Source organism: Pseudomonas citronellolis, from assembly GCF_900112375.1.
Classification (GTDB): Bacteria; Pseudomonadota; Gammaproteobacteria; order Pseudomonadales; family Pseudomonadaceae; genus Pseudomonas; species Pseudomonas citronellolis.
This window is the reverse complement of the sequence record NZ_FOLS01000035.1, coordinates 59,566-86,413: the sequence shown is the minus strand read 5'-3', so window position 1 is coordinate 86,413 and position 26,848 is coordinate 59,566. Positions and strand designations below refer to the sequence as shown.

Genomic DNA, 26,848 nt, shown 5'->3' with positions numbered 1-26,848 from the left:
CGTCCCCTTCGTCTAGTGGCCTAGGACACCGCCCTTTCACGGCGGTAACAGGGGTTCGAGTCCCCTAGGGGACGCCAATTTTCCCGCTCTGCGGGGCCTATAGGGCCACTCAATTTTCGAGTGGCCTTTTGTTTTTTCCCCTTTCGAAAATCTTCTCGTCCGACCAATGGTCGCCATCGTCGCTTGCCGATTTTTATTATGAGCATAATATTTCACTCATAATATTTTGAGGTGCGCCATGAGCCAGAAGACCGGCAGCAATGAAAAAGGCCTGGGCGAGAAGAAGGCCCAGACCCGTGAACGCATTCTTTGCGCGGCCGCCGATGCCCTGGTCCGCCGCGGGCCGCTGGAGCCGAGCGTGGCCGAGGTGATGGGCGCCGCCGGGCTGACCGTCGGCGGCTTCTACGCGCATTTCCAGAGCAAGGATGCGCTGATGCTGGAAGCCTTCCGCCACCTGCTGTCTTCGCGCCGGGCCAAGCTCAAGCACTTCGACCCGGACATGCCGTTCAGCGAGCGCCGGCAACTGGTCGCGGCCTTCTACCTGTCGCGCAAGCACCGCGACAGCGAGGAGCCGGGCTGCCCCATCCCCAGTTCCCTGGGCGACATGGCGCAACTGCCGGAGAGCTTCCACGAAGCCCTGGCCGAACACCTCGAACTCATGGTCGCCGAGCTGGCCGAGCGTCCCGAGGACGCCGACACCGTGCTCGCCGACATCGCCCTGATGGTGGGCGGACTGGCACTGGCGCGGGCCCTTGGCCCGAGCGACCTGTCCGACCGTGTCCTGCGTGCCGCCAAGAAAGCGGTGGATTGAGACCTCGAAGGAGGGCCTGGCAATGAGCAGCTTGACCTGGATCCGTGGCGTCAACGCCACCCTGGGGCGTGTGGCGCCGGAATGGGCGGCGCGACGCATGCGTGAAGTCTTCATGACCCCTCGGGCGCTGCAGCCGCGCGACTGGGAGTTGCCGCTGCTGGCCAGTTCCGAGCGCATCACCCTGCGCTTCGGCCTCTCCGCGCTGCGCTGGGGCGAGGGGCCGGCGGTACTGCTGATGCACGGTTGGGAAGGGCGGCCGACGCAGTTCGCCCACCTGATCCGCGAACTGGTCGGCGCCGGCTACGCCGTGGTGGCGCTGGATGGCCCGGCCCATGGCCGTTCGCCGGGGCGTGAGGCCCATCCGCTGCTGTTCGCCCGTGCCTTGCTGGAAGCGGCCAGCGAGTTGCCGCCGCTGCGCGCGGTGATCGGCCATTCCATGGGCGGCGCCAGTGCCTTGCTGGCCACCCAGATGGGGCTGCGCACCGAGGCGCTGGTCTGCATTGCCGCGCCGAGCCGGGTCATCTCCGTACTGCGCCGTTTCGCCGGCTTCATGGGGTTGCCGGCCGAGGCGCGGTACCGCTTCGTCCGCCAGGTCGAGGCCTACACCGGCATGCCTGCGGCGCAACTGGATGTCAGCCGCTACACGCTGAATATGCCCGGGCTGGTGGTGCACGCCGAGGACGACCCGCAAGTGCCCGTGGCGGATGCGCAGGACATCCATGCGGCCTGGCCGCGCAGCCGCCTGTTGCGCCTGGAAGGCGGCGGCCACCAGCGCGTGCTGGCCGACCCGCGCCTGAGCGACGCCGTGCTGGCGCTGCTGGAAGGCCAGGAAGAGCGGTATCTGCTGCCCATGGCGTTGGCCTCCTGACGACAGGGGAGGGGCGGGACGCTGCCGGGCCCTGTAAACTGCCGGCTTCGATCATGCGGCCGGGTCCTCGGACCCGGCCCCGGACTGGAGCAAGCGCATGGCCTGGGACCTGCCCGACCCCTTCGTCATCGACATCAGCGTGAACGCCGAGGACATCGACGGCCTCGGCCACGCCAACAACGCCGTCTACGTGAGCTGGCTGGAGCGCTGCGCCTGGCGCCATTCGCAGCGCCTGGGCCTGGACCTGGCCGAATACCGCCGGCTCGACCGCGCCATGGCGGTGGTGCGCCACGAAATCGACTACCTCGCCGCCGCCTACGAGGGCGAGGAACTGCAGATGGCCACCTGGATCGTCGAGTCCGACCAGAAGCTGCGCATGGACCGCCGCTTCCAGCTGGTGCGCCCGGCCGACGGCGTGACCCTGCTGCGCGCCCGCACCACCTTCGTCTGCATCGAACTGTCCAGCGGCCGGCCCAGGCGCATGCCGGTGGAGTTCATCGAAGGCTACGGCCGCGCGTTGCTCGGCGCTGCGCCGGCCTGACGGCACTTTGCGCGGGCGGCGAGTCCCCCTAGAATTCGCCGCCTTCGACAGTAAAGGTTCCCCGCCGTGCAAATTGCCCTGGCCCCGATGGAGGGGCTGGTCGACGAAATCCTCCGCGACGTACTGACCCGCGTCGGCGGCATCGACTGGTGCGTCACCGAGTTCATCCGCGTCACCGACCGCCTGCATCCGCTGGCCACCTACGAGAAGCTGGCGCCGGAGCTGCTGCACGGCAGCCGCACCCGCGCCGGCACGCCGATGCGTGTGCAGTTCCTTGGTTCCGACCCGCAGTGCCTGGCGGAAAACGCCGCCTATGCCTGCGAACTGGGCGCCCCGGTGATCGACCTGAACTTCGGCTGCCCGGCGAAGACGGTGAACAAGTCCCGCGGCGGGGCCGTCCTGCTCAAGGAGCCGGAGCTGATGTTCGCCATCGTCGAGGCCGTGCGCCGCGCGGTGCCGGCGCACATCCCGGTGACCTCGAAGATGCGCCTGGGCTACGAGTCCCCGGACGGCGTGCTGGATTGCGCCCGCGCCCTGGCCGACGGCGGTTCCGCTCACGTGGTGGTCCACGCGCGGACCAAGAGCGACGGCTACAAGCCGCCGGCTCATTGGGAGTGGGTGGCGAAGGTGGCGGATGCGGTGACGGTGCCGGTGTTCGCCAACGGCGAAGTCTGGAGCCTCGACGACTACCTGCGCTGCCGGTCCATCAGCGGCGTCGACGACATCATGTTGGGCCGCGGTCTGGTCTCGCGCCCCGACCTGGCCCGGCAGATAGCCGCCTGGCGCGAGGGCAGGGAAGTGCGGCCGATGCCCTGGCACGAAGTGCGTGTGCTGCTCGACGACTTCTGGCGCCAGGCCCGGCGCAAGCTGGCGCCACGTTATGCGCCAGGCCGCCTGAAGCAGTGGCTGGGCATGCTCACCCGCAGCTATCCCGAGGCGGTGGAGCTGTTCGTGCAGATCCGCCGCGAGAGCGACTGCGAGCTGATCGACCGGCTGTTGCAGGTCGAGGTGGAAGACGCCGCGTAGGATGGATTGCGCCGGTGCTCTTCGTAGGAGCGAGCTTGCTCGCGAATGAGCCCCCGCAGCGGAGTCTGTTCGCGAGCAAGCTCGCTCCTGCGAGAAGCCGTGCCCGAGCAACCTTGTCCGCGATAGCCGGACGTCCCGGCGCGATTCGCGGATGAGATCCGCTCCTACGCTGCTCCGTCCACGTCATCCCCATGTAGGTGCGGGGAAATGCAGTGCCTCACGGAGCGCGTAGGGGCACGGAGTCGAGCGAGCAGGCCTGCGGCCCCCTCACCCCAGCCCTCTCCCTCCGGGAGAGGGCTGGGGTGAGGGGAAAGCCCGGGCGCCGATGTCATCCCCCCTGTAGGAGCGCGCCCTGCGCGCGAATCGCGGGCAGGGCCCGCTCCTACAGTTCGCCGTGAGGCATGGTGTTTCCCCGCCCTACCGCCCGCCACTGACATCGATGAATGTCCCGGTGCTGTAGCTCGACTCGTCCCCGGCCAGGAACAGGATCGCCCGCGCCACTTCCTCCGGTTCCCCGCCACGGCCCAGCGGAATGGCGCTCTTCAGCCGCTCCACGCGCCCCGGCTCGCCGCCGCTGGCGTGGATTTCCGTGTCGATCAGCCCCGGCCGCACGGCGTTGACGCGGATGCCTTCGGCCGCCACTTCCTTGGCCAGGCCGATGGTCATGCTGTCGATGGCGCCTTTGGCCGCGGCGTAGTCGATGTACTCGTTGGGCGAGCCCAGGCGCGAGGCCATGGACGACACATTGACGATGCTGCCGCCCGCGCCGCCATGGGATTTCGCCATGCGCCGCACCGCCTCGCGGGCGCAGAGGAAGCTGCCGGTGACGTTGACCGCGAACACCCGCTGCAGGCGCGTCGCGTCCATGTCTTCCAGGCGCATCTGGCGCTCCAGCATGCCGGCGTTGTTCACCAGCACGTCGAGGCGGCCGAAGGCCTGGTCCAGTTCCCGGAACAGCTTCACCACTTCCTCTTCGCAGGCGACGTCCGCGGCGAAGGCCTCGGCCTGGCCACCGGCGTCGTGGATGCGCCGTACCAGCCCGTCGGCCGCTTCGCGCTGGCGGTGGTAGTTGATGGCGACGGCATAGCCGCGTTCGGCGGCGAGCAGCGCGGTGGCGGCCCCTATGCCGCGGCTGGCGCCGGTGATCAGCATGACTTTGCGCATGTGGCTGTTCCTTCGAAGAGTGGGCTTGAAAGGCTGCGAGGCGACCCTATCTGTATCCGTGCGGGAGGCCGAAACCGGGTCCCGCTTCCGGAGTCCTGCTGACAGGCTCCACCAATGACCTTGCTGAATTATTCAGGAGATTCGCCATGAGCAACGTACTTTCTCTTGCCCCGCTGTTCCGCCAGTCGATCGGCTTCGATCGTTTCAACGACCTCTTCGAATCGGCGTTGCGCAGCGAGAACGGCAGTTCCTACCCGCCCTACAACGTCGAGAAGCACGGTGACGACCAGTACCGCATCGTCGTCGCCGCCGCCGGCCTGCAGGAGGAAGACCTGGAGCTGCAAGTGGAGCGCGATGTGCTGACCGTCAGCGGAGGCAAGCGCGAGAAGGCTGCCAGCGACGTCACCTACCTGCACCAGGGCATCGCCCAGCGCGCCTTCAAGCTGTCCTTCCGCCTCGCCGACCACATCGAGGTCCGCGGCGCATCGCTGAAGAACGGCCTGCTGAGCATCGAACTGGTGCGCATCGTTCCGGAAGAGGCCAAGCCCAAGCGGATCGCCATCAACGGCCAGCGCCCGGCGCTGGAGGGTTGATGACCCAGCCATGAAAAAGGCGCCGAAAGGCGCCTTTTTCTTTTCCGCCGGTTCAGACCACGCAGGCCATGGGCGCCACCGCCTGGGCGTCGAGCAGGGCCATGAAGGCCCGCGCGGCATTGGACAGGGTGCGCTCGGTGTGCAGGATGTAGCCCAGCTGGCGGCTGAGCTGGATGTCCTGCAGCGGCAGGCGCACCACCGTCTCGTCGAGCATGGTGCGCGGCAGCACGCTCCAGGCCAGGCCGATGGAGACCATCATCTTGATGGTCTCCATATAGTTGGTGCTCATGCCGATGTTCGGCGTCAGCCCCTCGGCCTCGAACATGCGCCGCACGATGTGGTGGGTGAAGGTGTTGCCGCCGGGGAACACCGCCGGGTGCCGCGCCACGTCGGCGAGGAACACCGGGCCCTGCATGGCCAGCGGGTGCTCGGGGGCGGCGACGAAGTCCAGCGGGTCGTCCCACACCGGCACCGCGCGCACCGGCTCGGCGGTTTCCGGGGCCAGGGTGATGACCGCCAGTTCGGCGCGGCCGTGGAGGATTTCCTCGTAGGCCACTTCCGAGTCACAGAACTGGATGTCCAGCGCCACCTGCGGGTGCGCCCGGGTGAAGGCGCGCAGCAGCGTCGGCAGGCGGTGCAGGCCGATGTGGTGGCTGGTGGCGAGGACCAGGCGGCCGCTGACCTCGCCGCTGAGGTTGGTCAGCGCGCGGCGTGTGTCGTCCAGCACATTGAGGATCTGGTAGGCCCGCGGCAGCAGGGCGCGGCCGGCCTCGGTCAGGCTCACTTCGCGGCCGACGCGGTCGAACAGGCGCACGCCGAGCTGGCTTTCCAGGGCGGCGATGCGCTTGCTCACCGCCGGCTGGGTCAGGTGCAGGCGCTCGCCGGCCTCGGAAAAGCTGCCGGACTCGGCGATGGCGAGGAAGGTGTTGAGGCTGGTCAGGTCCATCGAGGGGGCTCCAGGCGGCAGGCTACAGGCGGCAGGCGAAGGGCGGTCGGGGCGCTCTTGCCTGCAGCCTGCAGCTTATAGCCTGTAGCATTCCTCTTGGGAATCCTTTGAATAAAAAATATGAATTTGAGTTATTCGTCGACAGACCATAGCATCATCCCCACAAGCCCAAGGGGCATAGAAATACGCTGATGAGGAATCTCTGATGGCCGGCAAGACGCTCTACGACAAACTCTGGGAACTGCACGAGGTGAAGCGCCGCGATGATGGCTCGTCGCTGATCTACATCGACCGCCACATCCTCCACGAAGTGACCTCGCCGCAAGCCTTCGAAGGCCTGCGCCTGGCCGGCCGCAAGCCGTGGCGCATCGACGCCAACATCGCCACCCCGGACCACAACGTGCCGACCACCCAGGCCGAGCGCAAGGGTGGCCTCGAAGCCATCGCCGACGAAGTCTCGCGCATCCAGGTCAAGACCCTGGACGAGAACTGCGACGACTTCGGCATCCTCGAATTCAAGATGAACGACGTGCGCCAGGGCATCGTCCACGTGGTCGGCCCGGAGCAGGGCGCGACCCTGCCGGGCATGACCGTGGTCTGCGGCGACTCGCACACCTCCACCCACGGCGCCTTCGGCGCGCTGGCCCACGGCATCGGCACCTCCGAGGTCGAGCACGTGCTCGCCACCCAGTGCCTGGTGGCCAAGAAGATGAAGAACATGCAGGTGCGCGTGGAGGGCAAGCTGCCCTTCGGCGTGACCGCCAAGGACATCGTCCTCGCGGTGATCGGCAAGATCGGTACCGCCGGCGGCAACGGCCATGCCCTGGAGTTCGCCGGCAGCGCCATCCGCGACCTGTCCATGGAAGGCCGCATGACCATCTGCAACATGTCCATCGAGGCCGGCGCCCGCGTGGGCATGGTGGCCTGCGACGAGAAGACCATCGAGTACGTCAAGGGCCGCCCGTTCGCCCCGCAGGGCGCTGACTGGGCCAAGGCCGTGGAAGCCTGGAGCGACCTGGTTTCCGATGAAGACGCCCACTTCGACACCATCGTCGAGCTGCGCGCCGAGGACATCAAGCCGCAGGTCAGCTGGGGCACCTCGCCGGAGATGGTCCTGGCCGTCGACCAGAACGTGCCGGACCCGGCCGTCGAGGCCGACCCGGTCAAGCGCGACTCCATCGTCCGCGCCCTCAAGTACATGGGCCTGAACGCCAACCAGGCGATCACCGACATCCAGCTGGACCGCGTGTTCATCGGCTCCTGCACCAACTCGCGGATCGAAGACCTGCGCGCCGCCGCCGCCGTGGCCAAGGGCCGCAAGGTCGCCTCCAGCGTCAAGCAGGCGCTGGTGGTGCCGGGCTCGGGCCTGGTCAAGGCGCAGGCCGAGCAGGAAGGGCTGGACAAGATTTTCATTGAGGCCGGCTTCGAGTGGCGTGAACCGGGCTGCTCCATGTGCCTGGCGATGAACCCGGACCGCCTGGAGAGCGGCGAGCACTGCGCGTCCACCTCCAACCGCAACTTCGAGGGCCGCCAGGGCGCCGGTGGCCGCACCCACCTGGTGAGCCCGGCCATGGCCGCCGCCGCCGCGGTGACCGGCCGCTTCATCGACGTCCGTGAATTGATGCAGGCCTGAGGAGACCGAACATGAAAGCCTTTACCCAGCACACCGGTCTCGTCGCGCCGCTCGATCGCGCCAACGTCGACACCGACCAGATCATTCCCAAGCAATTCCTCAAGTCGATCAAGCGCACCGGCTTCGGCCCCAACCTGTTCGACGAGTGGCGCTACCTGGACGTCGGCCAGCCGAACCAGGACAACTCCAAGCGCCCGATCAACCAGGACTTCGTGCTGAACTTCCCGCGCTACCAGGGCGCCAGCGTGCTCCTGGCCCGCGAGAACTTCGGCTGCGGCTCCTCCCGCGAGCACGCGCCCTGGGCCCTGGACGAGTACGGCTTCCGTACGGTCATCGCGCCGAGCTTCGCCGACATCTTCTTCAACAACAGCTTCAAGAACGGCCTGCTGCCGATCATCCTGAAGGATGAGGAAGTCGACGAACTCTTCCAGCAGTGCGAGGCCACCGAGGGCTACCAACTGACCGTCGACCTCGCCGCGCAGACCGTGACCCGCCCGGACGGCAAGCAGTACCACTTCGAAGTGGACGCCTTCCGCAAGCACTGCCTGCTCAACGGCCTGGACGACATCGGCCTGACGCTGCAGGACGCGGACGCCATCCGCGACTTCGAGGCCGGCTACAGGCAGCGCCAGCCCTGGTTGTTCCGCGACGCCTGACGGCGTCGCATCATCACCCCGCGAGGAGAAAGTCATGACCCAGAGTCGCCACGAAGCCGTGGTCGAGCGCCAGTTCGGCGCCCAGGCCAACGCTTACCTGAACAGCGCCGTGCATGCCCAGGGCGAAGAGTTCGCCCAGTTGCGCGAGCGACTGTCGGCGAGCAGCGGCGCCCGCGTGCTGGACCTGGGTTGCGGAGCGGGGCACGTCAGCTTCCATGTCGCGCCGCTGGCCGGCGAAGTGGTGGCCTACGACCTCTCCGAGCAGATGCTCGTCGTGGTGGCCTCGGCCGCCGCCGAGCGTGGCCTGGACAACATCCGCACGCGCCAGGGCGTGGCCGAGCGCCTGCCGTTCGAGGACGGCGAGTTCGACTTCGTCTTCAGCCGCTACTCGGCGCACCACTGGCGCGACGTCGGCCAGGCCCTGCGCGAAGTGCGCCGGGTGCTGAAGCCGGGCGGCGTGGCCTGCTTCATCGACGTGGCGGCCCCCGGGCTGCCGCTGCTGGACACCCACCTGCAAGCGGTGGAAGTGCTGCGCGACACCAGCCACGTGCGCGACTATTCGCCGTCCGAGTGGGCGCGGCTGGTCGGCGAGGCGGGCCTGGCTGTCACCGCGTGCAGCCGCCAACGCCTGCGCCTGGAATTCACCTCCTGGGTCGAGCGCATGCGCACGCCGGAGGTGATGCGCCAGGCCATCCGCGCCCTGCAGCTTTCCGTGGGCATTGAGGTGCGCGAGTATTTCGAGATCGACGCCGAGGGTTCCTTCAGCACCGACGTGCTGGTGCTCTGGGCGAGCAAATAAACGACGGCTGCGGGCGGCAGGCTACAGGCGGCAGGAAAAAGCCTGAAGCCTGTGGCCTGCAGCCTATAGCCTCTTTCCGAAGGAAAAATTGATGAGCAAACAGATTCTGGTTCTCCCCGGCGACGGTATCGGCCCGGAAATCATGGCCGAGGCGGTCAAGGTCCTGCAGCTGGCCAACGACAGGTTCCAGCTGGGCTTCGAGCTGACCGAGGACGTCATCGGCGGCGCCGCCATCGACAAGCACGGCGTGCCGCTGGCCGACGAGACCCTGGAGCGCGCGCGCAAGGCCGACGCCGTGCTGCTGGGCGCCGTGGGCGGGCCGAAATGGGACAAGATCGAGCGCGACATCCGCCCCGAGCGCGGCCTGCTGAAGATCCGTTCGCAACTGGGCCTGTTCGCCAACCTGCGCCCGGCCATCCTCTACCCGCAACTGGCCGACGCCTCCAGCCTGAAGCCGGAAATCGTCGCCGGCCTGGACATCCTCATCGTCCGCGAGCTGACCGGCGGCATCTACTTCGGCGCCCCGCGCGGCACCCGCGAGCTGGAGAACGGCGAGCGCCAGTCCTACGACACCCTGCCGTACAGCGAAAGCGAGATCCGCCGCATCGCCCGCGTCGGCTTCGACATGGCCCGCGTGCGCGGCAAGAAGCTGTGCTCGGTGGACAAGGCCAACGTCCTGGCCTCCAGCCAGCTGTGGCGCGAGATCGTCGAAGAAGTGGCCAAGGACTACCCGGACGTCGAGCTGAGCCACATGTACGTCGACAACGCCGCCATGCAACTGGTGCGCGCGCCCAAGCAATTCGACGTGATGGTCACCGACAACATGTTCGGCGACATCCTGTCGGATGAGGCTTCCATGCTCACCGGTTCCATCGGCATGCTGCCTTCAGCGTCCCTGGATGCGAACAACAAGGGCATGTACGAGCCGTGCCACGGCTCGGCGCCGGACATCGCAGGCAAAGGCATCGCCAACCCGCTGGCGACCATCCTCTCGGTGTCCATGATGCTGCGCTACAGCTTCAACCAGGGCGCCGCGGCGGACGCCATCGAGAAGGCGGTGAGCCAGGTCCTCGACCAGGGCCTGCGCACCGGCGACATCTGGTCCGAAGGCTGCAAGAAGGTCGGAACCCGCGAAATGGGCGATGCGGTAGTCGCCGCGCTGCGGAATCTGTAATCTCTCCGGTTCGCCCGCCCCTGGGCACCCGCACAGAGCGGGCAGGGGCGGCGGTCCACTACTTATTCGAAGGTGTAGTAGCGATGAAGCGTGTAGGTCTGATCGGTTGGCGTGGCATGGTGGGTTCGGTGCTCATGCAGCGGATGCTGGAAGAGCGGGACTTCGACCTGATCGAGCCGGTGTTCTTCACCACCTCCAACGTCGGTGGCGAAGGTCCGTCCATCGGCAAGGACATCGCCACCCTCAAGGACGCCTACAGCATCGAGGAACTCAAGAGCCTCGACGTCATCCTGACCTGCCAGGGCGGCGACTACACCAACGAAGTCTTCCCCAAGCTGCGTGAAGCCGGCTGGCAGGGCTACTGGATCGACGCCGCCTCCAGCCTGCGCATGCAGGACGACGCGGTGATCGTCCTCGACCCGGTGAACCGCCGCGTGATCGACCAGTCGCTGGACGCCGGCGCCAAGAACTACATTGGCGGCAACTGCACCGTCAGCCTGATGCTGATGGCCCTGGGCGGCCTGTTCGAAGCCGGCCTGGTGGAGTGGATGAGCGCCATGACCTACCAGGCCGCCTCCGGCGCCGGCGCGCAGAACATGCGCGAACTGATCAAGCAGATGGGCGCGATCAACGCCGCGGTGGCCGACGACCTGGCCAACCCGGCCAGCGCCATCCTCGACATCGACCGCAAGGTCGCCGAGGCCATCCGCAGCGAAGCCCTGCCCACCGAGCACTTCGGCGCGCCCCTGGCCGGCAGCCTGATCCCCTGGATCGACAAGGAACTGCCCAACGGCCAGAGCCGCGAGGAGTGGAAGGGCCAGGCCGAGACCAACAAGATCCTCGGCCGCTTCAAGAACCCGATCCCGGTGGATGGCATCTGCGTGCGCATCGGCGCCATGCGCTGCCACAGCCAGGCGCTGACCATCAAGCTGAACAAGGACGTGCCGCTGACCGACATCGAAGGCCTGATCAGCCAGCACAACCCCTGGGTCAAGCTGATCCCCAACCAGCGTGAAGCCAGCATGCGCGAGCTGACCCCGGCCGCCGTCACCGGCACCCTGAGCGTGCCGGTCGGCCGCCTGCGCAAGCTCAACATGGGCTCGCAGTACCTCGGCGCCTTCACCGTCGGCGACCAGCTGCTGTGGGGCGCGGCCGAGCCGCTGCGGCGCATGCTGCGCATCCTGCTGGAGCGCTGATCGCAGCCTCCTCGAAGACGCCGGCCCTGTGCCGGCGTCTTGCTTTGTACAGGCGGAAAAAGTCGATCACTCGACAGAACGGCGAAGTCGCCGGCACCGGCGTCGTTTTCTGTGACGGAGCGCGGGCTGGCGCCCGGCGCCCTGTGATTATCCTCGCTGCCCGGCCCGTTCGGGCCGGCCGGTGGGTTGGGGCCGCCGGGGGAGTCATCGACAGCAGGGGATGGGGATGTTCCGCTTCGCGCACGTATTTCTGGCCGCCGCCGTCGCGGCCGCTTTCCTGCCGGCACGCGCCAGCGCGCTGGAACTGGGGGATATCGCTTCGCAGGCCGCGCTGGGTCAGACGCTGGATGCGCGGATCGAGCTGCGCGGCATGGGCGATCTCGGTGCCGAGGACCTCAAGGTCAGCCTGGTGCCGCAGCAGGAGGCCGAGCGGCTGGGCATGGAGCCCAACTACGTCTTCCTTTCCGGGTTGCGCTTCACCCCGGAGGTCGGGCGCAACGGCCGCGGGGTGATCCGCGTGCAATCCAGCGGCCCGGTGCGCGAGCCCTACGTCAATTTCGTCCTGCAGGTGGCCTGGCCGCAAGGGCGGGCCATGCGCGAATACACCCTGCTGCTCGATCCGCCGAACTACCAGGCCGTCGCCCAGGCGCCCAGCGCGCCGGTCGTTTCCGCCGCGCCGTCGACGGCCATCGCGGCGCCGGTGATGGCGCCGGGCGTCGCTGCGCCGGCGCCCTCGGGCAGCCACCGCATCGCCGCCGGCGACACCCTGTGGGCCATCGCCTCCCGCCACCGGCCGGCCGGGGATGCCTCGGTGATGCAGACCATGCGGGCGATCCAGGCGCTGAACCCGCAGGCCTTCATCGACGGCAACGCCAACCTGCCGCGGGTCGGCGCCGTGCTGCGCCTGCCCGACGCCAACCAGGTCCGTGCCCAGGGGCATGCCGAGGCGGTGACCCACTTCCAGGCCCAGGAAGCCCGCTGGCGCGAACGCCCCCGCGCACTGGACGCCACCCGCAAGGCGGCGCCCGGTGCCGCGCCTGCCGTGGCGGAGGTGCGTGACCAACTGCGCCTGCAGTCCGGGCAGGCCTCGAAGCAACCCCAGGCGAAGGCCGCCGCGGAACGCCTGGCGCTGCTGCAGGAAGACCTGGACAGCGCGCGCCGCCAGGGCGAGGAGCTGACCAGCCGGATCGGCGACCTGCAGAGCCAGCTGGACAAGCTGAACAAGCTGATCGAACTCAAGGACGCGCAGATCGCCACCCTGGTGGCGCGCCTGGCGGCGCAGTCGCGGCAACAGGCCGCGGGCGCTCCGGCCGAGCCGCCGGTCGCCGTGGTAGGCAGCCCAACGCCGCAGGCGACGCCGGCCGCCGCGCAGGAAGTCGCCCGATAGGGGGAAGGCGAACGGCGATCGACGGGCACGGGCGCGATTGCCTGGGCGGGGAAGGGGGCAGTAAAGTGCTGCGTCTTGTTTCCTTCTAGCCCATGGGATTTTCGATGTCCGTCGACGTTGCTGTAGTAGGGGCCACCGGTCTGGTTGGCGAAGCGCTGGTCGAGTTGCTGGAAGAGCTGGACTGCCCCGTGGCCGAGCTGCACCTGCTGGCCAGCGGCGAGTCCGCCGGCAAGAGCGTGCCCTTCCGCGGCCGCAATCTGCGGGTGCGCGAGCTGGACGGTTTCTCCTTCACCCAGGTGAAGCTGGCGCTGTTCGCCACCTCGGCCGAGGTCGCCGGCGAGCACGCCGCGCGCGCCCTGGCCCAGGGTTGCACGGTGATCGACCTGAGCGGCAGCGTGGAAGGCGCCCTGGTACTGACGGCGCTGAACCCGGCGCGCCTGGACGAGCTCAGCTTCCCGGCGCTGCTGCGCGTACCCTGCGCCCCGGCTGCCGAGGTGGCCGAAGTGGTCGCCGCCCTGGGCGATTGCGTCGAACTGCAGGAACTGTCGCTGACCGCCTGCCTGTCCGCCTCGCAACTGGGCCGCGAAGGCGTGCAGGAGCTGGCCCGGCAGACCGCCGAGCTGCTCAACGCGCGCCCGGTGGAGCCGCGCCTCGTCGATCGCCAGTACGCCTTCAACCTGCTGGGCCTGGTCGGTGCGGCCGACGCCTCGGGCTACAGCGCCATCGAGCGGCGCCTGAACGCCGAGCTGAACGAACTGCTGCCGCAGCTGCAGGGCAGGGTGCAGGCGGACTGCCTGCTGGCCCCGGTGTTCTTCGGCGACGCCCTGAACCTCAACTTGCGCAGCGCCGTGCCGATAGATTTGTCGGAAGTGCGAGCCGCTCTGGAGGCGGCCGAGGGCATCGAACTGGTCGAGGACGATTACCCGACGGTGATCGGCGATGCCCTGGGCCAGGATGCCATCCAGGTCGGGCGGGTGCGTCAGGGTGCCGCTGGCCCTTGCAACCTCAATTTGTGGATTGCGTCTGATAATGTGCGAAAAGGCCTGGGACTGAATGCTGCGAACCTGGCTGCATTATTGATAAAACACTATCTGTAAAAGATACTTATCGAATATTTGAAGAAGCATTCTAGCTTGGCAATACTGGCTTGGACGGCCCTGGCGGGGGGATATCCCGGCGTTTTCGACGCCGGGAATAGCGGGCGCCAGGTGTTGTTCCGAAACGCTCGAATCCAGAAGAAAGCTGTTAAAACAAGGGATTAGATTATGGTCCGGCTTCGTAAACTGGTGCAGGCAATTGCGGCTGCTTCGGCGTTGACCACCGGCATGGCGCATGCGCTGGGGTTGGGAGACATCCACCTGCACTCGGCGCTGAACCAGCCGCTGAATGCCGATATCGACGTGACGGACGTCCGCGACCTGACGGCCGGCGAGATCATTCCCAAGCTGGCTTCGCCGGAGGACTTCAGCAAATCCGGCGTCGATCGCAACTTCTTCCTCACCGGGCTCAAGTTCACCGCGGTGGTCCAGCCCAACGGCAAGAGCGTCATCCATGTGACCTCCGACAAGCCGGTGCAGGAGCCCTACCTGAATTTCCTCGTGGAAGTGCTCTGGCCCAGTGGCCGGGTGCTGCGCGAATACACCGTGCTGCTCGACCCGCCGCTGTACTCGCCGCAGGTGGCTGCCGCCGCCGCGCCGCGTGCGCCGGTCGCCGCGCCCGCGCCCATCGCGCGCCAGCCCGTGGCCCCGGCCGCGCCCCGCGCCGTGGAGCCGGCCCCTGCGGCCAGCGCGCCGCGCCAGGCCCGCCTGGACGGTAACGAGTACCGCACCGGTTCCCGCGACACCCTGTGGGAAATCGCCTCCCGCGCGCGTCCCGACGGCAGCGTGACCGTCAACCAGACCATGCTGGCCATCCAGGACCTCAACCCCGACGCCTTCCTCGACGGCAACATCAACCGTCTGAAGAGCGGCCAGGTGCTGCGCCTGCCCGATGCCGAGCAGATCCGCAGCCGCTCCGCGGGCGAGGCCGACGTGCAGGTGCGCGAGCAGCGCAGCGCCTGGCGCGAAGGCCGCAGCCTGGCCGGTTCCTCCCGCCAGCTGGACGCCACCCGCCGCGCCAATGCCGGCGCTGCGCCCGAGCAGGCCGAGAGCAAGGACAACCTGCGCCTGGTCTCCGGCGAAGCCGGCAAGGCCAAGGGCTCCGACAAGGGCGCGAAGAACGGCAAGGCGCTTTCCGACAAGCTGGCCGTCACCCAGGAAAGCCTGGACAGCACCCGCCGCGAGAACGACGAACTGCAGGGCCGCATGACCGACCTGCAGAGCCAGTTGGACAAGCTGCAGAAGCTGATCGAACTGAAGGACGCGCAACTGGCCAAGTTGCAGGGCGAGCTGGCGACTACGCCGCAGCCCGCCGCGCCGGGCTCCGCGCCCGCGGGACAGCCGCCGGCGCCTGGCGCCGAAGCTCCGGCCGCCCCGGCAGCGGCTCAGCAGCCCGATGCCACGCCTGCCGCCCCCGCTCAACCGGCCGCGCCGGCAGCCGCCAAGCCGGCCGAACCCAAACCGGCGGCGCCCAAGCCCGCTGCACCTGCACCGGCCGCCGAAAACGAGCCGGGGCTGATCGAGGAACTGCTGGCCAACCCGACGCTGCTGGCCGCCATCGGCGGCAGCCTGGTGCTGGTCTTGCTGCTGGTGCTGCTCCTGCTGCGCCGCCGCGCGGCCCAGGCCGAGGCCGCCAAGGTCGAGCCCGCCGTGGCCGGCCCGAGCGGAACGGACGAGCCGCTGGAACTGGCTGCCGGCGAATTCGACAGCCTGAGCCTGGAAGACGAGGACGCAGCCCCGGCAAGCGCGCCGGCCGCCGGTGACAAGGTCGCCGCGCAGACCAGCGATCCGCTGGGCGAGGCCGATATCTACATCGCCTACGGCCGCTTCAACCAGGCCGCCGAACTGCTGCAGGGCGCCATCTACGACGAACCGCAGCGCGCCGACCTGCGCCTGAAGCTGATGGAGGTCCTGGCCGAGATCGGCGACCGCGAAGGCTTCGCCCGCCAGGAAAACGAACTGCGCGAACTGGGCGGCGCCGAACCGCAGGTGGAGCAGCTGAAGTCGCGCTACCCGGGCATGGTCGCGGCGGCTGCCGTGGCCGGCGGCCTGGCCGCGGCCGCTGCCGGCAGCGACGAGCTGGATCACTTCAGCCTCGATGACCTCGACCTGACCCACGACGGCGATGCGCCCGTCGGCGAACCGGTCGCACAGGCCGCCGGCGACCTGGACGACGCTTTCGACCTGGGCCTGGACGACCTGCAGCTCGACGACGAGGTGCCGCACGCCGCAGCCGAGCCGCAAGCCAAGGCCGACGAACTGTCGCTGGAAGACTTCGACCTCGAAGACGACCTGCGCCTGGACGAGCCCGCCGCGGTGGCCCAGCCGGCCCAATCGGCGAAGACGGACGACGACTTCGCCTTCGACCTCGACCTGGAAGACGACCTGGCCAAGGCCGCCCCCGCGGCGCCCACGGCCAGCGACGCGCTGGACGATTTCACCCTGGACCTGCCGGACGAGCCGGCGGCCCCCGCGGCCAAGGACGAGGACTTCCTCTTCGATCTGGGCGAGGAGGGCGCCGGGCTCGCCGCGAGCGCCGACGACGACTTCAGCTTCGACCTGGGCGCCGAGAGCGAGCCCGCGGCCAAGCCGGTCGAGGGCCTGGCGGACGACTTCGACCTGTCGCTGCCCGAAGAGGCCCCCCAGGAGCTGCCGGCCGACGACAGCTTCGCGGCCCAGCTGGACCAGGTCAGCGCCGAGCTGGACAAGCTCGCCAGCGACCTTGAGCAACCGGCCAGCCCGGCGGCATCGCTGGAGCCCGAGGTCGAGCCGTTGCTGGACTCCGCACTGGACGAGGGCGACGTGGACGACGAGTTCGACTTCCTCTCCGGCGCCGACGAGGCCGCGACCAAGCTCGACCTGGCCCGTGCCTACATCGACATGGGCGACGCCGAGGGCGCGCGCGACATCCTCGACGAGGTCATCAGCGAAGGCAGCGACCAGCAGCAGCAGGAAGCCCGCGAGCTGCTCGAACGCCTGTCCTGAGCAGGTCGCAGGTAAAGCGATGGCAGCCTTCGGGCTGCCATCGTCGTTTCAGGGCGTGGACATTGCGCGCCTGGCGGCGCCGCACCGATCGCGGCGCATCGCCCGGGCACGGCAATCCAGGCAGAATAGCCCGCTGAGTTGCCTTTTCGGGATGGCCTGAGCAGTTGAACGAGTTCGAGAGCGCGGTGGGCGAGGTCGCCACCGCTGACGTCACCAGGATCGCCCTGGGCGTCGAATACAAGGGCGCGCGCTACCGCGGCTGGCAGCGCCAGGAGGACGGCGTGCCGTCGGTGCAGGGAGCGCTGGAGCGTGCCCTGTCCAAGGTGGCCGCCGAGCCGGTGAGCGTCATGTGCGCCGGGCGCACCGACGCCTCGGTGCATGGCAGTGGCCAGGTGGTGCACTTCGACACCCGCGTCGAGCGCCCGCTGAAGGCCTGGGTGATGGGCAGTAATGCCAACCTGCCGGCGGATATCAGCGTGACCTGGGCCAAGGTCATGCCGGCGGACTTCCATGCGCGCTTCTCGGCCGTGGCGCGGCGTTACCGCTACGTCATCTACAACGATCCGATCCGCCCCGCGCACATGGCCGAGGAGGTCACCTGGAACCACCGGCCGCTGGACGTCGAGCGCATGCGCGCGGCGGCGCAGAAGCTGGTCGGCACCCATGACTTCACCTCGTTCCGCGCCGTGCAGTGCCAGGCCAAGTCGCCGATCAAGACGGTGCACCACCTGCAGGTGCTGGAGCACGGCCGCTTCATCGTGCTGGACGTGCGCGCCAACGCCTTCCTCCACCACATGGTGCGCAACTTCGCCGGGGTGCTGATGACGGTAGGGGCGGGCGAGCGGGAGCCGGAGTGGGTCGACGAGGTGCTGGCGGCGCGCGACCGCCGCGCTGGCGGCGTGACCGCGCACCCCTTCGGGCTCTACCTAGTGCGGGTGGAATACCCGGAAGCCTTCGAGCTGCCGCAGCGCTACCTGGGGCCACATTTCCTTTCATCTTTGCCCGATACGCTCGGCTGACGCTGTCCGGGGCATTTGCTACCATCGACGGATTGCTTTGAAGGAAGGTCGCCGCATCTTGTCCGCCGTTCGCATCAAAATCTGTGGCATTACCCGTGTCGAGGACGCCCTGGCCGCCGCCGAGGCGGGCGCCGACGCCATCGGCATGGTGTTCTACGCCAAGAGCCCGCGCGCGGTCAGCGTGCAGCAGGCGCGCGCCATAGTCGCGGCGCTGCCGCCCTTCGTCACCAGCGTGGGCCTGTTCGTCGATGCCAGCCGCTGCGAGCTGGGGGAAATCCTCGATGCGGTGCCGCTGGACATGCTGCAGTTCCATGGCGACGAGCGCGCCGCGGACTGCGAGGGCTACCACAAGCCGTACCTGAAGGCGCTGCGGGTGAAGGCCGGCGACGACATCGCCGCCCAGGCCGCGCTTTATCCCGGCGCCGCCGGCATCCTGCTGGACACCTACGTCGAGGGCGTTCCCGGTGGAACCGGCGCGGCCTTCGACTGGTCCCTGATTCCCGAAACCCTGCCGCGCCCGCTGGTGCTGGCCGGCGGCCTCAACGCCGACAACGTCGCCGCGGCGATCCGCCAGGTGCGCCCCTATGCCGTGGACGTCAGCGGCGGGGTGGAGGCGAGCAAGGGGATCAAGGACGCCGAGAAGATCCGCGCCTTCATCCGCCGCTGCCGCGAGGCGGATTCCCGGTGAGATGCATGTGACGGCAGGCGGTCTGCCACCGTCATTAGGAGCTGTTGACGTTTTGTCATGCGAGCGCCGACCCCGTGTCGGCCTGGCGAAGGCGCCGCCCAGGGCGCGCCGCGATTTCGAGGGGCCGTGGCCGAGCCACGGCGCCGATGGTGATTTTTTCTGCTCACGGGCAGGCGCAAGGCTTCGGGCCGCTGAGCGTACTGTCCCCGCATTGGAGAACAGAGCATGAGCAACTGGCTGGTAGACAAGCTGATCCCTTCCATCATGCGTTCCGAGGCGAAGAAGAGCTCGGTACCGGAAGGCCTGTGGCACAAGTGCCCGTCCTGCGACGCCGTGCTGTATCGGCCGGAGCTGGAAAAGACCCTGGACGTCTGCCCCAAGTGCGACCACCACATGCGCATCGGTGCGCGCACCCGCCTGGACATTTTCCTCGACGAGGAAGGCCGCGAGGAGCTGGGCGCCGAGCTGGAGCCGGTGGATCGCCTGAAGTTCCGCGACACCAAGAAGTACAAGGACCGCCTGGCCGCCGCGCAGAAGGACACCGGCGAGAAGGACGCGCTGATCGCCATGAGCGGCAAGCTGCAGGGCCTGCCCGTCGTGGCCGCGGCCTTCGAGTTCTCGTTCATGGGCGGTTCCATGGGCTCCATCGTCGGTGAGCGCTTCGTGCGCGCCGCCAACTACGCCCTGGAGCACCGCTGCCCGATGATCTGCTTCTCCGCCTCCGGCGGCGCGCGCATGCAGGAAGCGCTGATCTCGCTGATGCAGATGGCCAAGACCTCCGCCGCCCTGGCGCGCCTGCGCGAGGAAGGCATCCCGTTCATTTCCGTGCTGACCGACCCGGTCTACGGCGGCGTTTCCGCCAGCCTGGCCATGCTCGGCGACGTGATCGTCGGCGAGCCCAAGGCCCTGGTCGGCTTCGCCGGCCCGCGGGTGATCGAGCAGACCGTGCGCGAGAAGCTGCCCGAAGGCTTCCAGCGCAGCGAGTTCCTCCTCGAACACGGCGCCATCGACATGATCGTGCACCGCGCGGAAATGCGTGACCGCCTGGCCAAGCTGCTGGCCAAGTTCACCAACACCCCCAGCACCGCCCTCGCAGGATGAGCCAGCGTTCCCTGGCCGACTGGCTCGGCTACCTCGAACAGCTGCATCCCTCGGCCATCGACATGGGCCTGGAGCGCTCCCGCGAGGTGGCCGTCCGCCTCGGCCTGGGGCGCCCGGCGCCGCGCGTGGTGACCGTCACCGGCACCAACGGCAAGGGCTCCACCTGCGCCTTCCTCGCCGAGCTGCTCGGCGAGCAGGGCCTGAAGGTCGGCGTGTACGCCTCGCCGCACCTGCTGCGCTACAACGAGCGCGTGCTCATCGAGGGCCGCGAGGCCAGCGATGAAGCGCTCTGCGAGGCCTTCGCCGCGGTCGAGGCGGCGCGCGGCGAAATCTCCCTGACCTATTTCGAGATGGGCACCCTGGCGGCCTTCTGGCTGTTCGAGCGCGCCGGTCTCGATGCGGTTGTGCTGGAAGTCGGCCTCGGTGGCCGGCTCGACGCGGTCAATCTGGTGGACGCCGACATCGCCGTGGTCACCAGCATCGGTCTCGACCATGCCGAATGGCTGGGCGACAACCGCGACAGCGTGGCCTTCGAGAAGGCCGGCATCTTCCGCGCCGGCAAGCCGGCCGTGTGCGGCGACCTGGAGCCGCCGCAGCCGCTGCTGGACCAGGCCCGCGCCCTGGGCGCGCCGCTGCTGCTGCGCGGCCGCGACTTCGACCTGGCCATCGGCGAGCACGACTGGCACTGGCATGGCCGGGGCGCCGACGGCACCCCGCTGCGCCTGCACCACCTGAGCCTGCTTGACCTGCCCATGGAGAATGCCGCTCTGGCGCTGCAGGTCTACGCATTGCTGGGCCTACCGTGGCAGCCCGAGCGCCTGCTCGCGGCCCTGCAGCGCACCCGCGTCACCGGCCGCCTGGATCGCCGCGTAGCGACCTGGCAGGGGCAGCCGCGCCATCTGTTGCTGGACGTCGGGCACAACCCCCATGCCGCCGACTACCTGGCCCGCCGCCTTGCTGCGCGGCCGCCGAAGGGCCGGCGCCTGGCGGTTTTCGGCCTGCTTTCGGACAAGGATCTGGACGGGGTGCTGGAACCCTTGCTCGGCTTGGTGCAGGATTGGGCCGTCGCCCCCTTGCCCACGCCGCGCTCGCGCCCGGCCGGCGAGCTGGCGGCAGCCTTGCTTGCGCGTGGGGCGCAGGCCAGCGTGCATGGCGACATCGCCGCGGCGCTCGAAGCACAATGCGCCCGGGCGACGGCGGACGACGAGATCCTGGTGTTCGGCTCCTTCTACAGCGTGGCGGACGCCCTGAGCTGGCTGGACGGCAACCAGGACTGACAAGCGGTCAAGAAACGGGGGAGTGGCAATGGCTTTGCTGGATAAGGGGCTCAAGCAGCGGATCGTCGGTGCGCTGGTGTTGCTGGCGCTGGCGGTGATCTTCCTGCCGATGCTGTTCAGCCGCCAGGACGAGGTGCGCCAGGTGACGGTCGACGCCCCGGCGATGCCGAAGACGCCGGCCATGCCTGCGGTGGAAGTACAGCCGACGCCGGTGCCCGAACCCCAGGCCCCGGTGGCCGAAGCGCCGCAGGCCCCCGACGCTCAGCCCCAGGTCCAGGCGCCGGTGCCCAGTCCCGCGCCGACCACCGCGCCTTCGACGCCCATCGCCAGCCTGCCGCAAACGCCGGCCCAGCAGCCCGCCGCCCCAGCGCCGCGCCCAGCCCAGCAACCGGCCACGCCGCCGGCCCAGGCCAGCGCGCCCGCCGCGCCGGCCCAGCGCCTGGATGCCGACAAGCTGGCGGTGAGCTGGTCGGTGCAACTGGCCAGCCTGTCCAACCGCGCCCGCGCCGAGGAACTGCAGAAGAGCCTCCGCAGCCAGGGCTACAACGCCTACGTGCGCAGCTTCGACGGCATGAACCGGGTGTTCGTCGGGCCGGTGATCGAGCGCGCCGAGGCCGACCGCCTGAAGGAGCAGCTGAGCAAGCAGCAGAAGCTCAACGGCTTCGTGGTGCGCTTCCAGCCCGAACGCGGCTGACACCGATGAGCGGCTCCCGATGCATCGGGGGCTCCGCTAAACCCCGGGGCTCTGCTAAAATGCGGGGCCTTTTTCGTTTCTGGGCCGCAACGTGGCATTTACCTGGGTCGATTGGACGATGATCGGCATCATCGTCATTTCCAGCCTGATCAGTCTGAGCCGCGGCTTCGTCAAGGAAGCCCTGTCCCTGCTCACCTGGATTGTCGCGGGTGCGGTCGCCTGGATGTTCGGCGGCGCGCTGGCCGAACGTCTCGCGCCTTACATCCAACTGCCGTCCGGCCGCGTCATCGCCGCCTGCGCGCTGCTTTTCGTGGTCACCCTGCTGCTGGGGGCGCTGGTCAATTTCCTCATCAGCGAACTGGTCCGGGTGACCGGCATGTCCGGCACCGACCGCGTGCTCGGCATGGCCTTCGGCGGCGCCCGCGGCGTGCTGCTGGTGGTTTTGCTGGTCGGCTTGCTGAGCCTGGCGCCGGTGCAACAGGACCCGTGGTGGCAGCAGTCGGTGCTGCTGCCGCACTTCCTGCTGGTCGCCGACTGGTCTAAGAACATCGTCCTCAACCTGGCCGGGCACTGGTTCGCCAGTGGCCAACTGGCACCGCCGGTCGGGATGGGGAGTATGCTGCCCAGCCAGTGACGGCTGGGCCAGGGTGGCGCAGTGCGCCGCCCGACGCCGGCCCGGGTGGGGCGGCGGGAACGGAATTTTTTAGCCTGTAAACCAACTAGGGGTTGCGTCGCATGTGTGGCATCGTCGGTATCGTGGGCAAGTCGAACGTCAATCAGGCGTTGTATGACGCGCTCACCGTTCTCCAGCATCGCGGCCAGGACGCTGCCGGCATCGTCACCTGTCAGGACGACAGGCTCTACCTGCGCAAGGACAACGGCCTGGTCCGTGACGTCTTCCAGCAGCGCCACATGCAGCGCCTGGTGGGCAAGGCCGGCATCGGCCACGTGCGCTATCCGACCGCCGGCAGCTCCAGCTCCGCCGAGGCCCAGCCGTTCTACGTCAACTCGCCCTACGGCATCACCCTGGCGCACAACGGCAACCTGACCAACGTCGAGCAGTTGGCCAAGGAGATCTACGAATCCGACCTGCGCCACGTCAACACCAACTCCGACTCGGAAGTGCTGCTCAACGTCTTCGCCCATGAGCTGGCGGTGCGCAACAAGCTGCAGCCCACCGAGGAAGACGTCTTCGCCGCGGTGGCCGGCGTGCACGCCCGCTGCGTCGGCGGCTACGCCGTGGTGGCGATGATCACCGGCTACGGCATCGTCGGCTTCCGCGACCCCAACGCGATCCGCCCGATCGTCTTCGGCCAGCGCCACACCGAGAACGGCGTGGAATACATGATCGCCTCGGAAAGCGTGGCCCTGGACGTCCTCGGCTTCACCCTGATCCGCGACCTGGCGCCGGGCGAAGCGGTGTACATCACCGAGGAAGGCAAGCTGTTCACCCGCCAGTGCGCGGCCAACCCGAAATACTCGCCGTGCATCTTCGAGCACGTCTACCTGGCCCGTCCGGACTCGCTGATGGACGGCATCTCGGTGTACAAGGCGCGCCTGCGCATGGGCGAGAAGCTGGCCGAGAAGATCCTCCGCGAGCGCCCGGAACACGACATCGACGTGGTCATCCCGATCCCCGACACCAGCCGCACCTCCGCCCTGGAGCTGGCCAACCGCCTGGGCGTGAAGTTCCGCGAAGGCTTCGTGAAGAACCGCTACATCGGCCGCACCTTCATCATGCCCGGCCAGGCCGCGCGCAAGAAGTCGGTGCGCCAGAAGCTCAATGCCATCGAGCTGGAATTCCGCGGCAAGAACGTGATGCTGGTGGACGACTCCATCGTCCGCGGCACCACCAGCAAGCAGATCATCCAGATGGCCCGCGAGGCCGGGGCGAAGAAGGTCTACTTCTGCTCCGCGGCGCCGGCCGTGCGCTACCCCAACGTCTACGGCATCGACATGCCGAGCGCCCACGAACTGATCGCCCATGACCGCAGCACCGAGCAAGTGGGCGAGCTGCTCGGCGCCGACTGGCTGGTCTACCAGGACCTGCCGGACCTGATCGACGCGGTCGGCGGCGGCAAGATCAAGATCGAGCACTTCGACTGCGCGGTCTTCGACGGCCAGTACGTGACCGGCGACGTCAACGAAGCCTATCTGAACCGGATCGAGCAGGCGCGCAACGACGCGACCAAGGCCAAGGCCAACGCGGTCAGCGCCATCATCGATCTGTACAACGACTGAAGGAGAGCAGGGGATGGCACAGGAATGGGAAGCCGGTCGCCTGGACAGTGACCTGGAAGGCGCCGCCTTCGACACCCTGGCGGTACGCGCCGGGCAGCAACGCACCCCGGAGGCGGAGCACGGCGAAGCGCTGTTCCCTACCTCCAGCTATGTGTTCCGCAGCGCCGCCGACGCCGCCGCGCGCTTCGCCGGCGAGGTGCCGGGCAACGTCTACTCGCGCTACACCAACCCGACGGTGCGCACCTTCGAGGAGCGCATCGCCGCCCTGGAAGGCGCCGAGCAGGCGGTGGCCACCTCCACCGGCATGTCGGCCATCCTCTCGCTGGTGATGACCCACTGCAGCGCCGGCGACCACGTGCTGGTCTCGCGCAGCGTGTTCGGCTCGACCATCAGCCTGTTCGAGAAGTACTTCAAGCGCTTCGGCGTGCAGGTGGACTACCCGCCGCTGAGCGACCTCAAGGCCTGGGAAGCGGCGATCAAGCCGAACACCAGGCTGCTGTTCGTCGAGTCGCCGTCCAACCCCCTGGCCGAGCTGGTGGACATCGCGGCCCTGGCCGAGATCGCCCACGCCCATGGCGCGCTGCTGGCGGTGGACAACTGCTTCTGCACCCCGGCGCTGCAGCAGCCGCTGAAGCTCGGCGCCGACGTGGTGATCCACTCGGCGACCAAGTACATCGACGGCCAGGGCCGCAGCATGGGCGGCGTGGTCGCCGGCAGCCGCAAGCTGATGGAAGGCGTGGTCGGTTTCCTGCGCACCGCCGGCCCGACCCTCAGCCCGTTCAACGCCTGGATCTTCCTCAAGGGCCTGGAAACCCTGCGCGTGCGCATGCAGGCGCATTGCGCCGCGGCCCAGGACGTGGCCGAGTGGCTGGAACAGCAGCCGGGCATCGAGCGCGTCTACTACGCCGGCCTGGCCAGCCACCCGCAGCACGAGCTGGCCAAGCAGCAGCAGAAGGGCTTCGGCGCGGTGGTCAGCTTCGAGGTGAGGGGCGACAAGGCCGCGGCCTGGCGCTTCATCGACGCCACCCGGATGATCTCCATCACCACCAATCTGGGTGACACCAAGACCACCATCGCCCACCCGGCGACCACCTCCCACGGCCGCCTGTCGCCGCAGGAACGCGAGAACGCCGGCATCCGCGACAACCTGATCCGCGTCGCGGTGGGCCTGGAAGACGTCGACGACATCAAGAAGGACCTGGCACGAGGCCTGGCGGCACTGTGAGCGACCTGGCAGCGATCATCGGCAACGGCAAGGTCGCGCTGGTCACCGGCGCGGCGCGGGGCATCGGTCTGGGGATCAGCGCCTGGCTGATCGCCGAGGGCTGGCAGGTGGTGCTGGTCGACCAGGACCGCGAGCGCGGCGCCAAGGTCGCCGAGGCGCTGGGCGACAAGGCCTGGTTCATCGCCCTGGACGTGTCCCAGGAGAGCCAGGTGGCGCAGACCGTGGCCGAGGTGCTCGGGCAGTTCGGCCGCCTCGACGCCCTGGTGTGCAACGCGGCCATCGCCCGCCCGGGCGTCACGTCGCTGGAGAGCCTGACGCTCAACGAGTGGAACCGCACCCTGGCGGTGAACCTCAGCGGCCCGATGCTGCTGGCCAAGCACTGCGCGCCCTACCTGCGGGCGCACCAGGGCAGCATCGTCAACATCGCCTCGACCCGCGCGCACCAGTCCGAGCGCAGCTCCGAAGCCTACGCGGCGAGCAAGGGCGGCATCCTCGCCCTGACCCACGCGCTGGCCATGAGCCTGAGCCCGGAAATCCGCGTCAACGCGGTCAGCCCCGGCTGGATCGACGCCCGCGACCTCCACGAGCGCCAGGCGGCGCCGCTCACCGAGCTGGACCACGACCAGCACCCGGTCGGCCGCGTCGGCACGGTGGAAGATGTCGCTGCGCTGGTGGCCTGGCTGCTGGGCGACAACGCTGGCTTCGTTACTGGCCAGGAGTTCGTCGTCGACGGCGGCATGACGCGCAAGATGATCTATCTCGACTGAGGTCGGGATGGGGATGGAGGAGGGCGGCCCAGGGGCCGCCCTTTTTCGTGTTTCTCAGGAGCCCCCTGGGCGTCCGGCGTGGCCGGTGAATCCAATCGCGGACAAAGTCCGCTCCTACGCCCGTGCTTCCCTGAACCGTAGGTGCTACACCGAGGTGCTTTCGTAGGATGGGTATCGCTTCGCTCAACACCATCCTACGGGGTTTGAACCCACCTGTAGGAGCGGACTCTGTCCGCGATTCGGCGGATGCTCGGAGCGGCGCGCTACACCCAACCCCAAAGGCAGCTGGCTTCCCGCGTTCCCCCCAAAACGCGAAATTTCAAAAAAAATCCAACCAGGGCATTGACTTAGGAAATGCCGCCGGTAGAATGCGCCCCACTTCGAGACGAAGGGTGATTAGCTCAGCTGGGAGAGCATCTGCCTTACAAGCAGAGGGTCGGCGGTTCGATCCCGTCATCACCCACCATCTCGCAAGTTACGCGCAGCGGTAGTTCAGTCGGTTAGAATACCGGCCTGTCACGCCGGGGGTCGCGGGTTCGAGTCCCGTCCGCTGCGCCATCTTCCCCCTCCTGGAGTTCACCACCCCGAACTCACCGCCACGTAGAGTCAAGGCTCCGTAGCGACAGGCAGGATGGAAGGCCGTAACACCCTTGGACGCAAGTCCAGCCGACGCGCAGCGGTAGTTCAGTCGGTTAGAATACCGGCCTGTCACGCCGGGGGTCGCGGGTTCGAGTCCCGTCCGCTGCGCCATCTTCCAAGCCCTCAGGCAGCCATGCCTGGGGGCTTTTTCATTGCGCCGGGAAAAGTCCTCGGTCATGTGCGCTTCATCCACGCCGTCTAGGCTGCATCCATGACCTTGTCGAACGCGATGGGAGGCGGCCATGGACGACTACCAGGAAGAACTGCTCGAAGATCACCGCGCCGAATGCGATCCGCCGGAGCCGGCGGACGACGCCACCG

Annotated in this window: 24 protein-coding genes and 4 tRNA genes; 26 read left to right on the top strand and 2 right to left on the bottom strand. The window is 68.4% G+C overall.

Features of this window, described 5'->3' with window-relative positions; translation table 11 throughout:
* Position 1 precedes the first annotated feature (1 nt).
* The 5 genes from BM060_RS26970 to BM060_RS26950 all read left to right on the top strand — a co-directional run bounded on the left by BM060_RS26970 (position 2) and on the right by BM060_RS26950 (position 3,246).
* A tRNA-Glu gene (locus tag BM060_RS26970) sits at positions 2 to 77 on the top strand.
* Positions 78 to 271: 194 nt separating this feature from the next.
* Positions 272 to 811 carry a TetR/AcrR family transcriptional regulator gene (locus BM060_RS26965; protein WP_043267950.1) on the top strand — a complete coding sequence of 180 codons (540 nt, stop codon included), beginning with the start codon at positions 272 to 274 and terminating at the stop codon, positions 809 to 811.
* Between the two features lie 22 nt (positions 812 to 833).
* Positions 834 to 1,679: an alpha/beta hydrolase gene (locus tag BM060_RS26960; RefSeq protein ID WP_074984807.1), complete on the top strand. Its 846-nt coding sequence runs from the start codon at positions 834 to 836 to the stop codon at positions 1,677 to 1,679.
* Positions 1,680 to 1,776: 97 nt separating this feature from the next.
* The gene (locus tag BM060_RS26955; protein WP_009621037.1) at positions 1,777 to 2,220 is read left to right on the top strand and encodes an acyl-CoA thioesterase; all 444 of its coding nucleotides are present in this window, start codon (positions 1,777 to 1,779) and stop codon (positions 2,218 to 2,220) included.
* Positions 2,221 to 2,286: 66 nt separating this feature from the next.
* Positions 2,287 to 3,246 (top strand): tRNA dihydrouridine synthase, encoded by a 960-nt coding sequence (locus BM060_RS26950; protein ID WP_074984804.1) that lies wholly within the window; start codon positions 2,287 to 2,289, stop codon positions 3,244 to 3,246.
* A gap of 417 nt (positions 3,247 to 3,663) precedes the next feature.
* Here the strand turns inward: BM060_RS26950 and BM060_RS26945 are convergent, their stop codons facing one another.
* Positions 3,664 to 4,410, bottom strand: a complete 747-nt coding sequence (locus tag BM060_RS26945; RefSeq protein WP_074984802.1) for an SDR family oxidoreductase — start codon at positions 4,408 to 4,410, stop codon at positions 3,664 to 3,666.
* A 146-nt stretch (positions 4,411 to 4,556) separates the two neighbouring features.
* Here BM060_RS26945 and BM060_RS26940 point away from each other — a divergent pair, with 146 nt between their 5' ends.
* Entirely contained in the window at positions 4,557 to 5,003 is a 447-nt protein-coding gene (locus BM060_RS26940) for an Hsp20 family protein (RefSeq protein WP_009621040.1), read from the top strand.
* A gap of 52 nt (positions 5,004 to 5,055) precedes the next feature.
* Here the strand turns inward: BM060_RS26940 and BM060_RS26935 are convergent, their stop codons facing one another.
* Positions 5,056 to 5,949 carry a LysR family transcriptional regulator gene (locus BM060_RS26935; RefSeq protein ID WP_074984799.1) on the bottom strand — a complete coding sequence of 298 codons (894 nt, stop codon included), beginning with the start codon at positions 5,947 to 5,949 and terminating at the stop codon, positions 5,056 to 5,058.
* A gap of 205 nt (positions 5,950 to 6,154) precedes the next feature.
* Here BM060_RS26935 and leuC point away from each other — a divergent pair, with 205 nt between their 5' ends.
* The 20 genes from leuC to BM060_RS26835 all read left to right on the top strand — a co-directional run bounded on the left by leuC (position 6,155) and on the right by BM060_RS26835 (position 26,638).
* Entirely contained in the window at positions 6,155 to 7,582 is a 1,428-nt protein-coding gene (leuC, locus tag BM060_RS26930; RefSeq protein WP_074984797.1) for a 3-isopropylmalate dehydratase large subunit, read from the top strand.
* A gap of 11 nt (positions 7,583 to 7,593) precedes the next feature.
* A complete protein-coding gene (leuD, locus tag BM060_RS26925) occupies positions 7,594 to 8,238 on the top strand; it encodes a 3-isopropylmalate dehydratase small subunit (protein WP_074984795.1) in 645 nt (214 codons plus the stop codon).
* 34 nt (positions 8,239 to 8,272) lie between these two features.
* The gene (locus tag BM060_RS26920; RefSeq protein WP_074984793.1) at positions 8,273 to 9,037 is read left to right on the top strand and encodes a class I SAM-dependent methyltransferase; all 765 of its coding nucleotides are present in this window, start codon (positions 8,273 to 8,275) and stop codon (positions 9,035 to 9,037) included.
* A 91-nt stretch (positions 9,038 to 9,128) separates the two neighbouring features.
* On the top strand, positions 9,129 to 10,211 hold the full coding sequence (gene leuB, locus BM060_RS26915) for a 3-isopropylmalate dehydrogenase (RefSeq protein WP_074984791.1): 1,083 nt from the start codon (positions 9,129 to 9,131) through the stop codon (positions 10,209 to 10,211).
* A gap of 83 nt (positions 10,212 to 10,294) precedes the next feature.
* Positions 10,295 to 11,407, top strand: coding sequence for an aspartate-semialdehyde dehydrogenase (gene asd, locus BM060_RS26910; protein ID WP_058072014.1), 1,113 nt, complete (start codon positions 10,295 to 10,297; stop codon positions 11,405 to 11,407).
* Between the two features lie 226 nt (positions 11,408 to 11,633).
* Positions 11,634 to 12,794: a type IV pilus assembly protein FimV gene (locus BM060_RS26905; RefSeq protein WP_174672425.1), complete on the top strand. Its 1,161-nt coding sequence runs from the start codon at positions 11,634 to 11,636 to the stop codon at positions 12,792 to 12,794.
* A gap of 104 nt (positions 12,795 to 12,898) precedes the next feature.
* Complete coding sequence (locus tag BM060_RS26900; RefSeq protein WP_083426851.1) at positions 12,899 to 13,891, top strand: aspartate-semialdehyde dehydrogenase; 993 nt, start codon at positions 12,899 to 12,901, stop codon at positions 13,889 to 13,891.
* 168 nt (positions 13,892 to 14,059) lie between these two features.
* Positions 14,060 to 16,876 carry a motility hub landmark protein FimV gene (locus BM060_RS26895; protein ID WP_074984785.1) on the top strand — a complete coding sequence of 939 codons (2,817 nt, stop codon included), beginning with the start codon at positions 14,060 to 14,062 and terminating at the stop codon, positions 16,874 to 16,876.
* 164 nt (positions 16,877 to 17,040) lie between these two features.
* Complete coding sequence (truA, locus tag BM060_RS26890) at positions 17,041 to 17,895, top strand: tRNA pseudouridine(38-40) synthase TruA (protein WP_024128268.1); 855 nt, start codon at positions 17,041 to 17,043, stop codon at positions 17,893 to 17,895.
* 58 nt (positions 17,896 to 17,953) lie between these two features.
* Positions 17,954 to 18,583 (top strand): phosphoribosylanthranilate isomerase, encoded by a 630-nt coding sequence (locus BM060_RS26885; protein ID WP_074984783.1) that lies wholly within the window; start codon positions 17,954 to 17,956, stop codon positions 18,581 to 18,583.
* A 225-nt stretch (positions 18,584 to 18,808) separates the two neighbouring features.
* Positions 18,809 to 19,684, top strand: coding sequence for an acetyl-CoA carboxylase, carboxyltransferase subunit beta (accD, locus tag BM060_RS26880; RefSeq protein ID WP_009621059.1), 876 nt, complete (start codon positions 18,809 to 18,811; stop codon positions 19,682 to 19,684).
* A complete protein-coding gene (gene folC, locus BM060_RS26875; protein ID WP_074984780.1) occupies positions 19,681 to 20,961 on the top strand; it encodes a bifunctional tetrahydrofolate synthase/dihydrofolate synthase in 1,281 nt (426 codons plus the stop codon). The genes accD and folC overlap by 4 nt, the downstream gene beginning before the upstream one ends.
* Positions 20,962 to 20,989: 28 nt before the next feature.
* Positions 20,990 to 21,655 carry an SPOR domain-containing protein gene (locus BM060_RS26870; protein WP_009621064.1) on the top strand — a complete coding sequence of 222 codons (666 nt, stop codon included), beginning with the start codon at positions 20,990 to 20,992 and terminating at the stop codon, positions 21,653 to 21,655.
* A gap of 91 nt (positions 21,656 to 21,746) precedes the next feature.
* Complete coding sequence (locus BM060_RS26865) at positions 21,747 to 22,289, top strand: CvpA family protein (protein ID WP_099049040.1); 543 nt, start codon at positions 21,747 to 21,749, stop codon at positions 22,287 to 22,289.
* A 101-nt stretch (positions 22,290 to 22,390) separates the two neighbouring features.
* Entirely contained in the window at positions 22,391 to 23,896 is a 1,506-nt protein-coding gene (purF, locus tag BM060_RS26860) for an amidophosphoribosyltransferase (protein ID WP_074984778.1), read from the top strand.
* 13 nt (positions 23,897 to 23,909) lie between these two features.
* On the top strand, positions 23,910 to 25,121 hold the full coding sequence (locus BM060_RS26855; protein WP_074984775.1) for an O-succinylhomoserine sulfhydrylase: 1,212 nt from the start codon (positions 23,910 to 23,912) through the stop codon (positions 25,119 to 25,121).
* Positions 25,122 to 25,126: 5 nt separating this feature from the next.
* Positions 25,127 to 25,888: an SDR family oxidoreductase gene (locus BM060_RS26850; RefSeq protein WP_116425753.1), complete on the top strand. Its 762-nt coding sequence runs from the start codon at positions 25,127 to 25,129 to the stop codon at positions 25,886 to 25,888.
* A gap of 390 nt (positions 25,889 to 26,278) precedes the next feature.
* Positions 26,279 to 26,354: transfer RNA gene (locus tag BM060_RS26845), tRNA-Val, on the top strand.
* 15 nt (positions 26,355 to 26,369) lie between these two features.
* Positions 26,370 to 26,446, top strand: a tRNA-Asp gene (locus BM060_RS26840).
* A gap of 115 nt (positions 26,447 to 26,561) precedes the next feature.
* Positions 26,562 to 26,638: transfer RNA gene (locus BM060_RS26835), tRNA-Asp, on the top strand.
* The last annotated feature ends 210 nt before the right edge of the window (positions 26,639 to 26,848 follow it).

What these genes read in the sequence shown, in the direction of transcription:
- BM060_RS26855 (WP_074984775.1), top strand. Translation starts at nt 23,910, where the DNA reads ATGGCACAGGAATGGGAAGCCGGTCGCCTGGACAGTGACCTGGAAGGC.
- BM060_RS26895 (WP_074984785.1), top strand. Translation starts at nt 14,060, where the DNA reads ATGGTCCGGCTTCGTAAACTGGTGCAGGCAATTGCGGCTGCTTCGGCG.
- purF (WP_074984778.1), top strand. Translation starts at nt 22,391, where the DNA reads ATGTGTGGCATCGTCGGTATCGTGGGCAAGTCGAACGTCAATCAGGCG.
- leuB (WP_074984791.1), top strand. Translation starts at nt 9,129, where the DNA reads ATGAGCAAACAGATTCTGGTTCTCCCCGGCGACGGTATCGGCCCGGAA.
- BM060_RS26870 (WP_009621064.1), top strand. Translation starts at nt 20,990, where the DNA reads ATGGCTTTGCTGGATAAGGGGCTCAAGCAGCGGATCGTCGGTGCGCTG.
- BM060_RS26960 (WP_074984807.1), top strand. Translation starts at nt 834, where the DNA reads ATGAGCAGCTTGACCTGGATCCGTGGCGTCAACGCCACCCTGGGGCGT.
- asd (WP_058072014.1), top strand. Translation starts at nt 10,295, where the DNA reads ATGAAGCGTGTAGGTCTGATCGGTTGGCGTGGCATGGTGGGTTCGGTG.
- leuC (WP_074984797.1), top strand. Translation starts at nt 6,155, where the DNA reads ATGGCCGGCAAGACGCTCTACGACAAACTCTGGGAACTGCACGAGGTG.
- BM060_RS26955 (WP_009621037.1), top strand. Translation starts at nt 1,777, where the DNA reads ATGGCCTGGGACCTGCCCGACCCCTTCGTCATCGACATCAGCGTGAAC.
- folC (WP_074984780.1), top strand. Translation starts at nt 19,681, where the DNA reads ATGAGCCAGCGTTCCCTGGCCGACTGGCTCGGCTACCTCGAACAGCTG.
- BM060_RS26945 (WP_074984802.1), bottom strand. Translation starts at nt 4,410, where the DNA reads ATGCGCAAAGTCATGCTGATCACCGGCGCCAGCCGCGGCATAGGGGCC.
- accD (WP_009621059.1), top strand. Translation starts at nt 18,809, where the DNA reads ATGAGCAACTGGCTGGTAGACAAGCTGATCCCTTCCATCATGCGTTCC.
- BM060_RS26905 (WP_174672425.1), top strand. Translation starts at nt 11,634, where the DNA reads ATGTTCCGCTTCGCGCACGTATTTCTGGCCGCCGCCGTCGCGGCCGCT.
- leuD (WP_074984795.1), top strand. Translation starts at nt 7,594, where the DNA reads ATGAAAGCCTTTACCCAGCACACCGGTCTCGTCGCGCCGCTCGATCGC.
- BM060_RS26900 (WP_083426851.1), top strand. Translation starts at nt 12,899, where the DNA reads ATGTCCGTCGACGTTGCTGTAGTAGGGGCCACCGGTCTGGTTGGCGAA.
- BM060_RS26940 (WP_009621040.1), top strand. Translation starts at nt 4,557, where the DNA reads ATGAGCAACGTACTTTCTCTTGCCCCGCTGTTCCGCCAGTCGATCGGC.
- BM060_RS26935 (WP_074984799.1), bottom strand. Translation starts at nt 5,949, where the DNA reads ATGGACCTGACCAGCCTCAACACCTTCCTCGCCATCGCCGAGTCCGGC.
- BM060_RS26920 (WP_074984793.1), top strand. Translation starts at nt 8,273, where the DNA reads ATGACCCAGAGTCGCCACGAAGCCGTGGTCGAGCGCCAGTTCGGCGCC.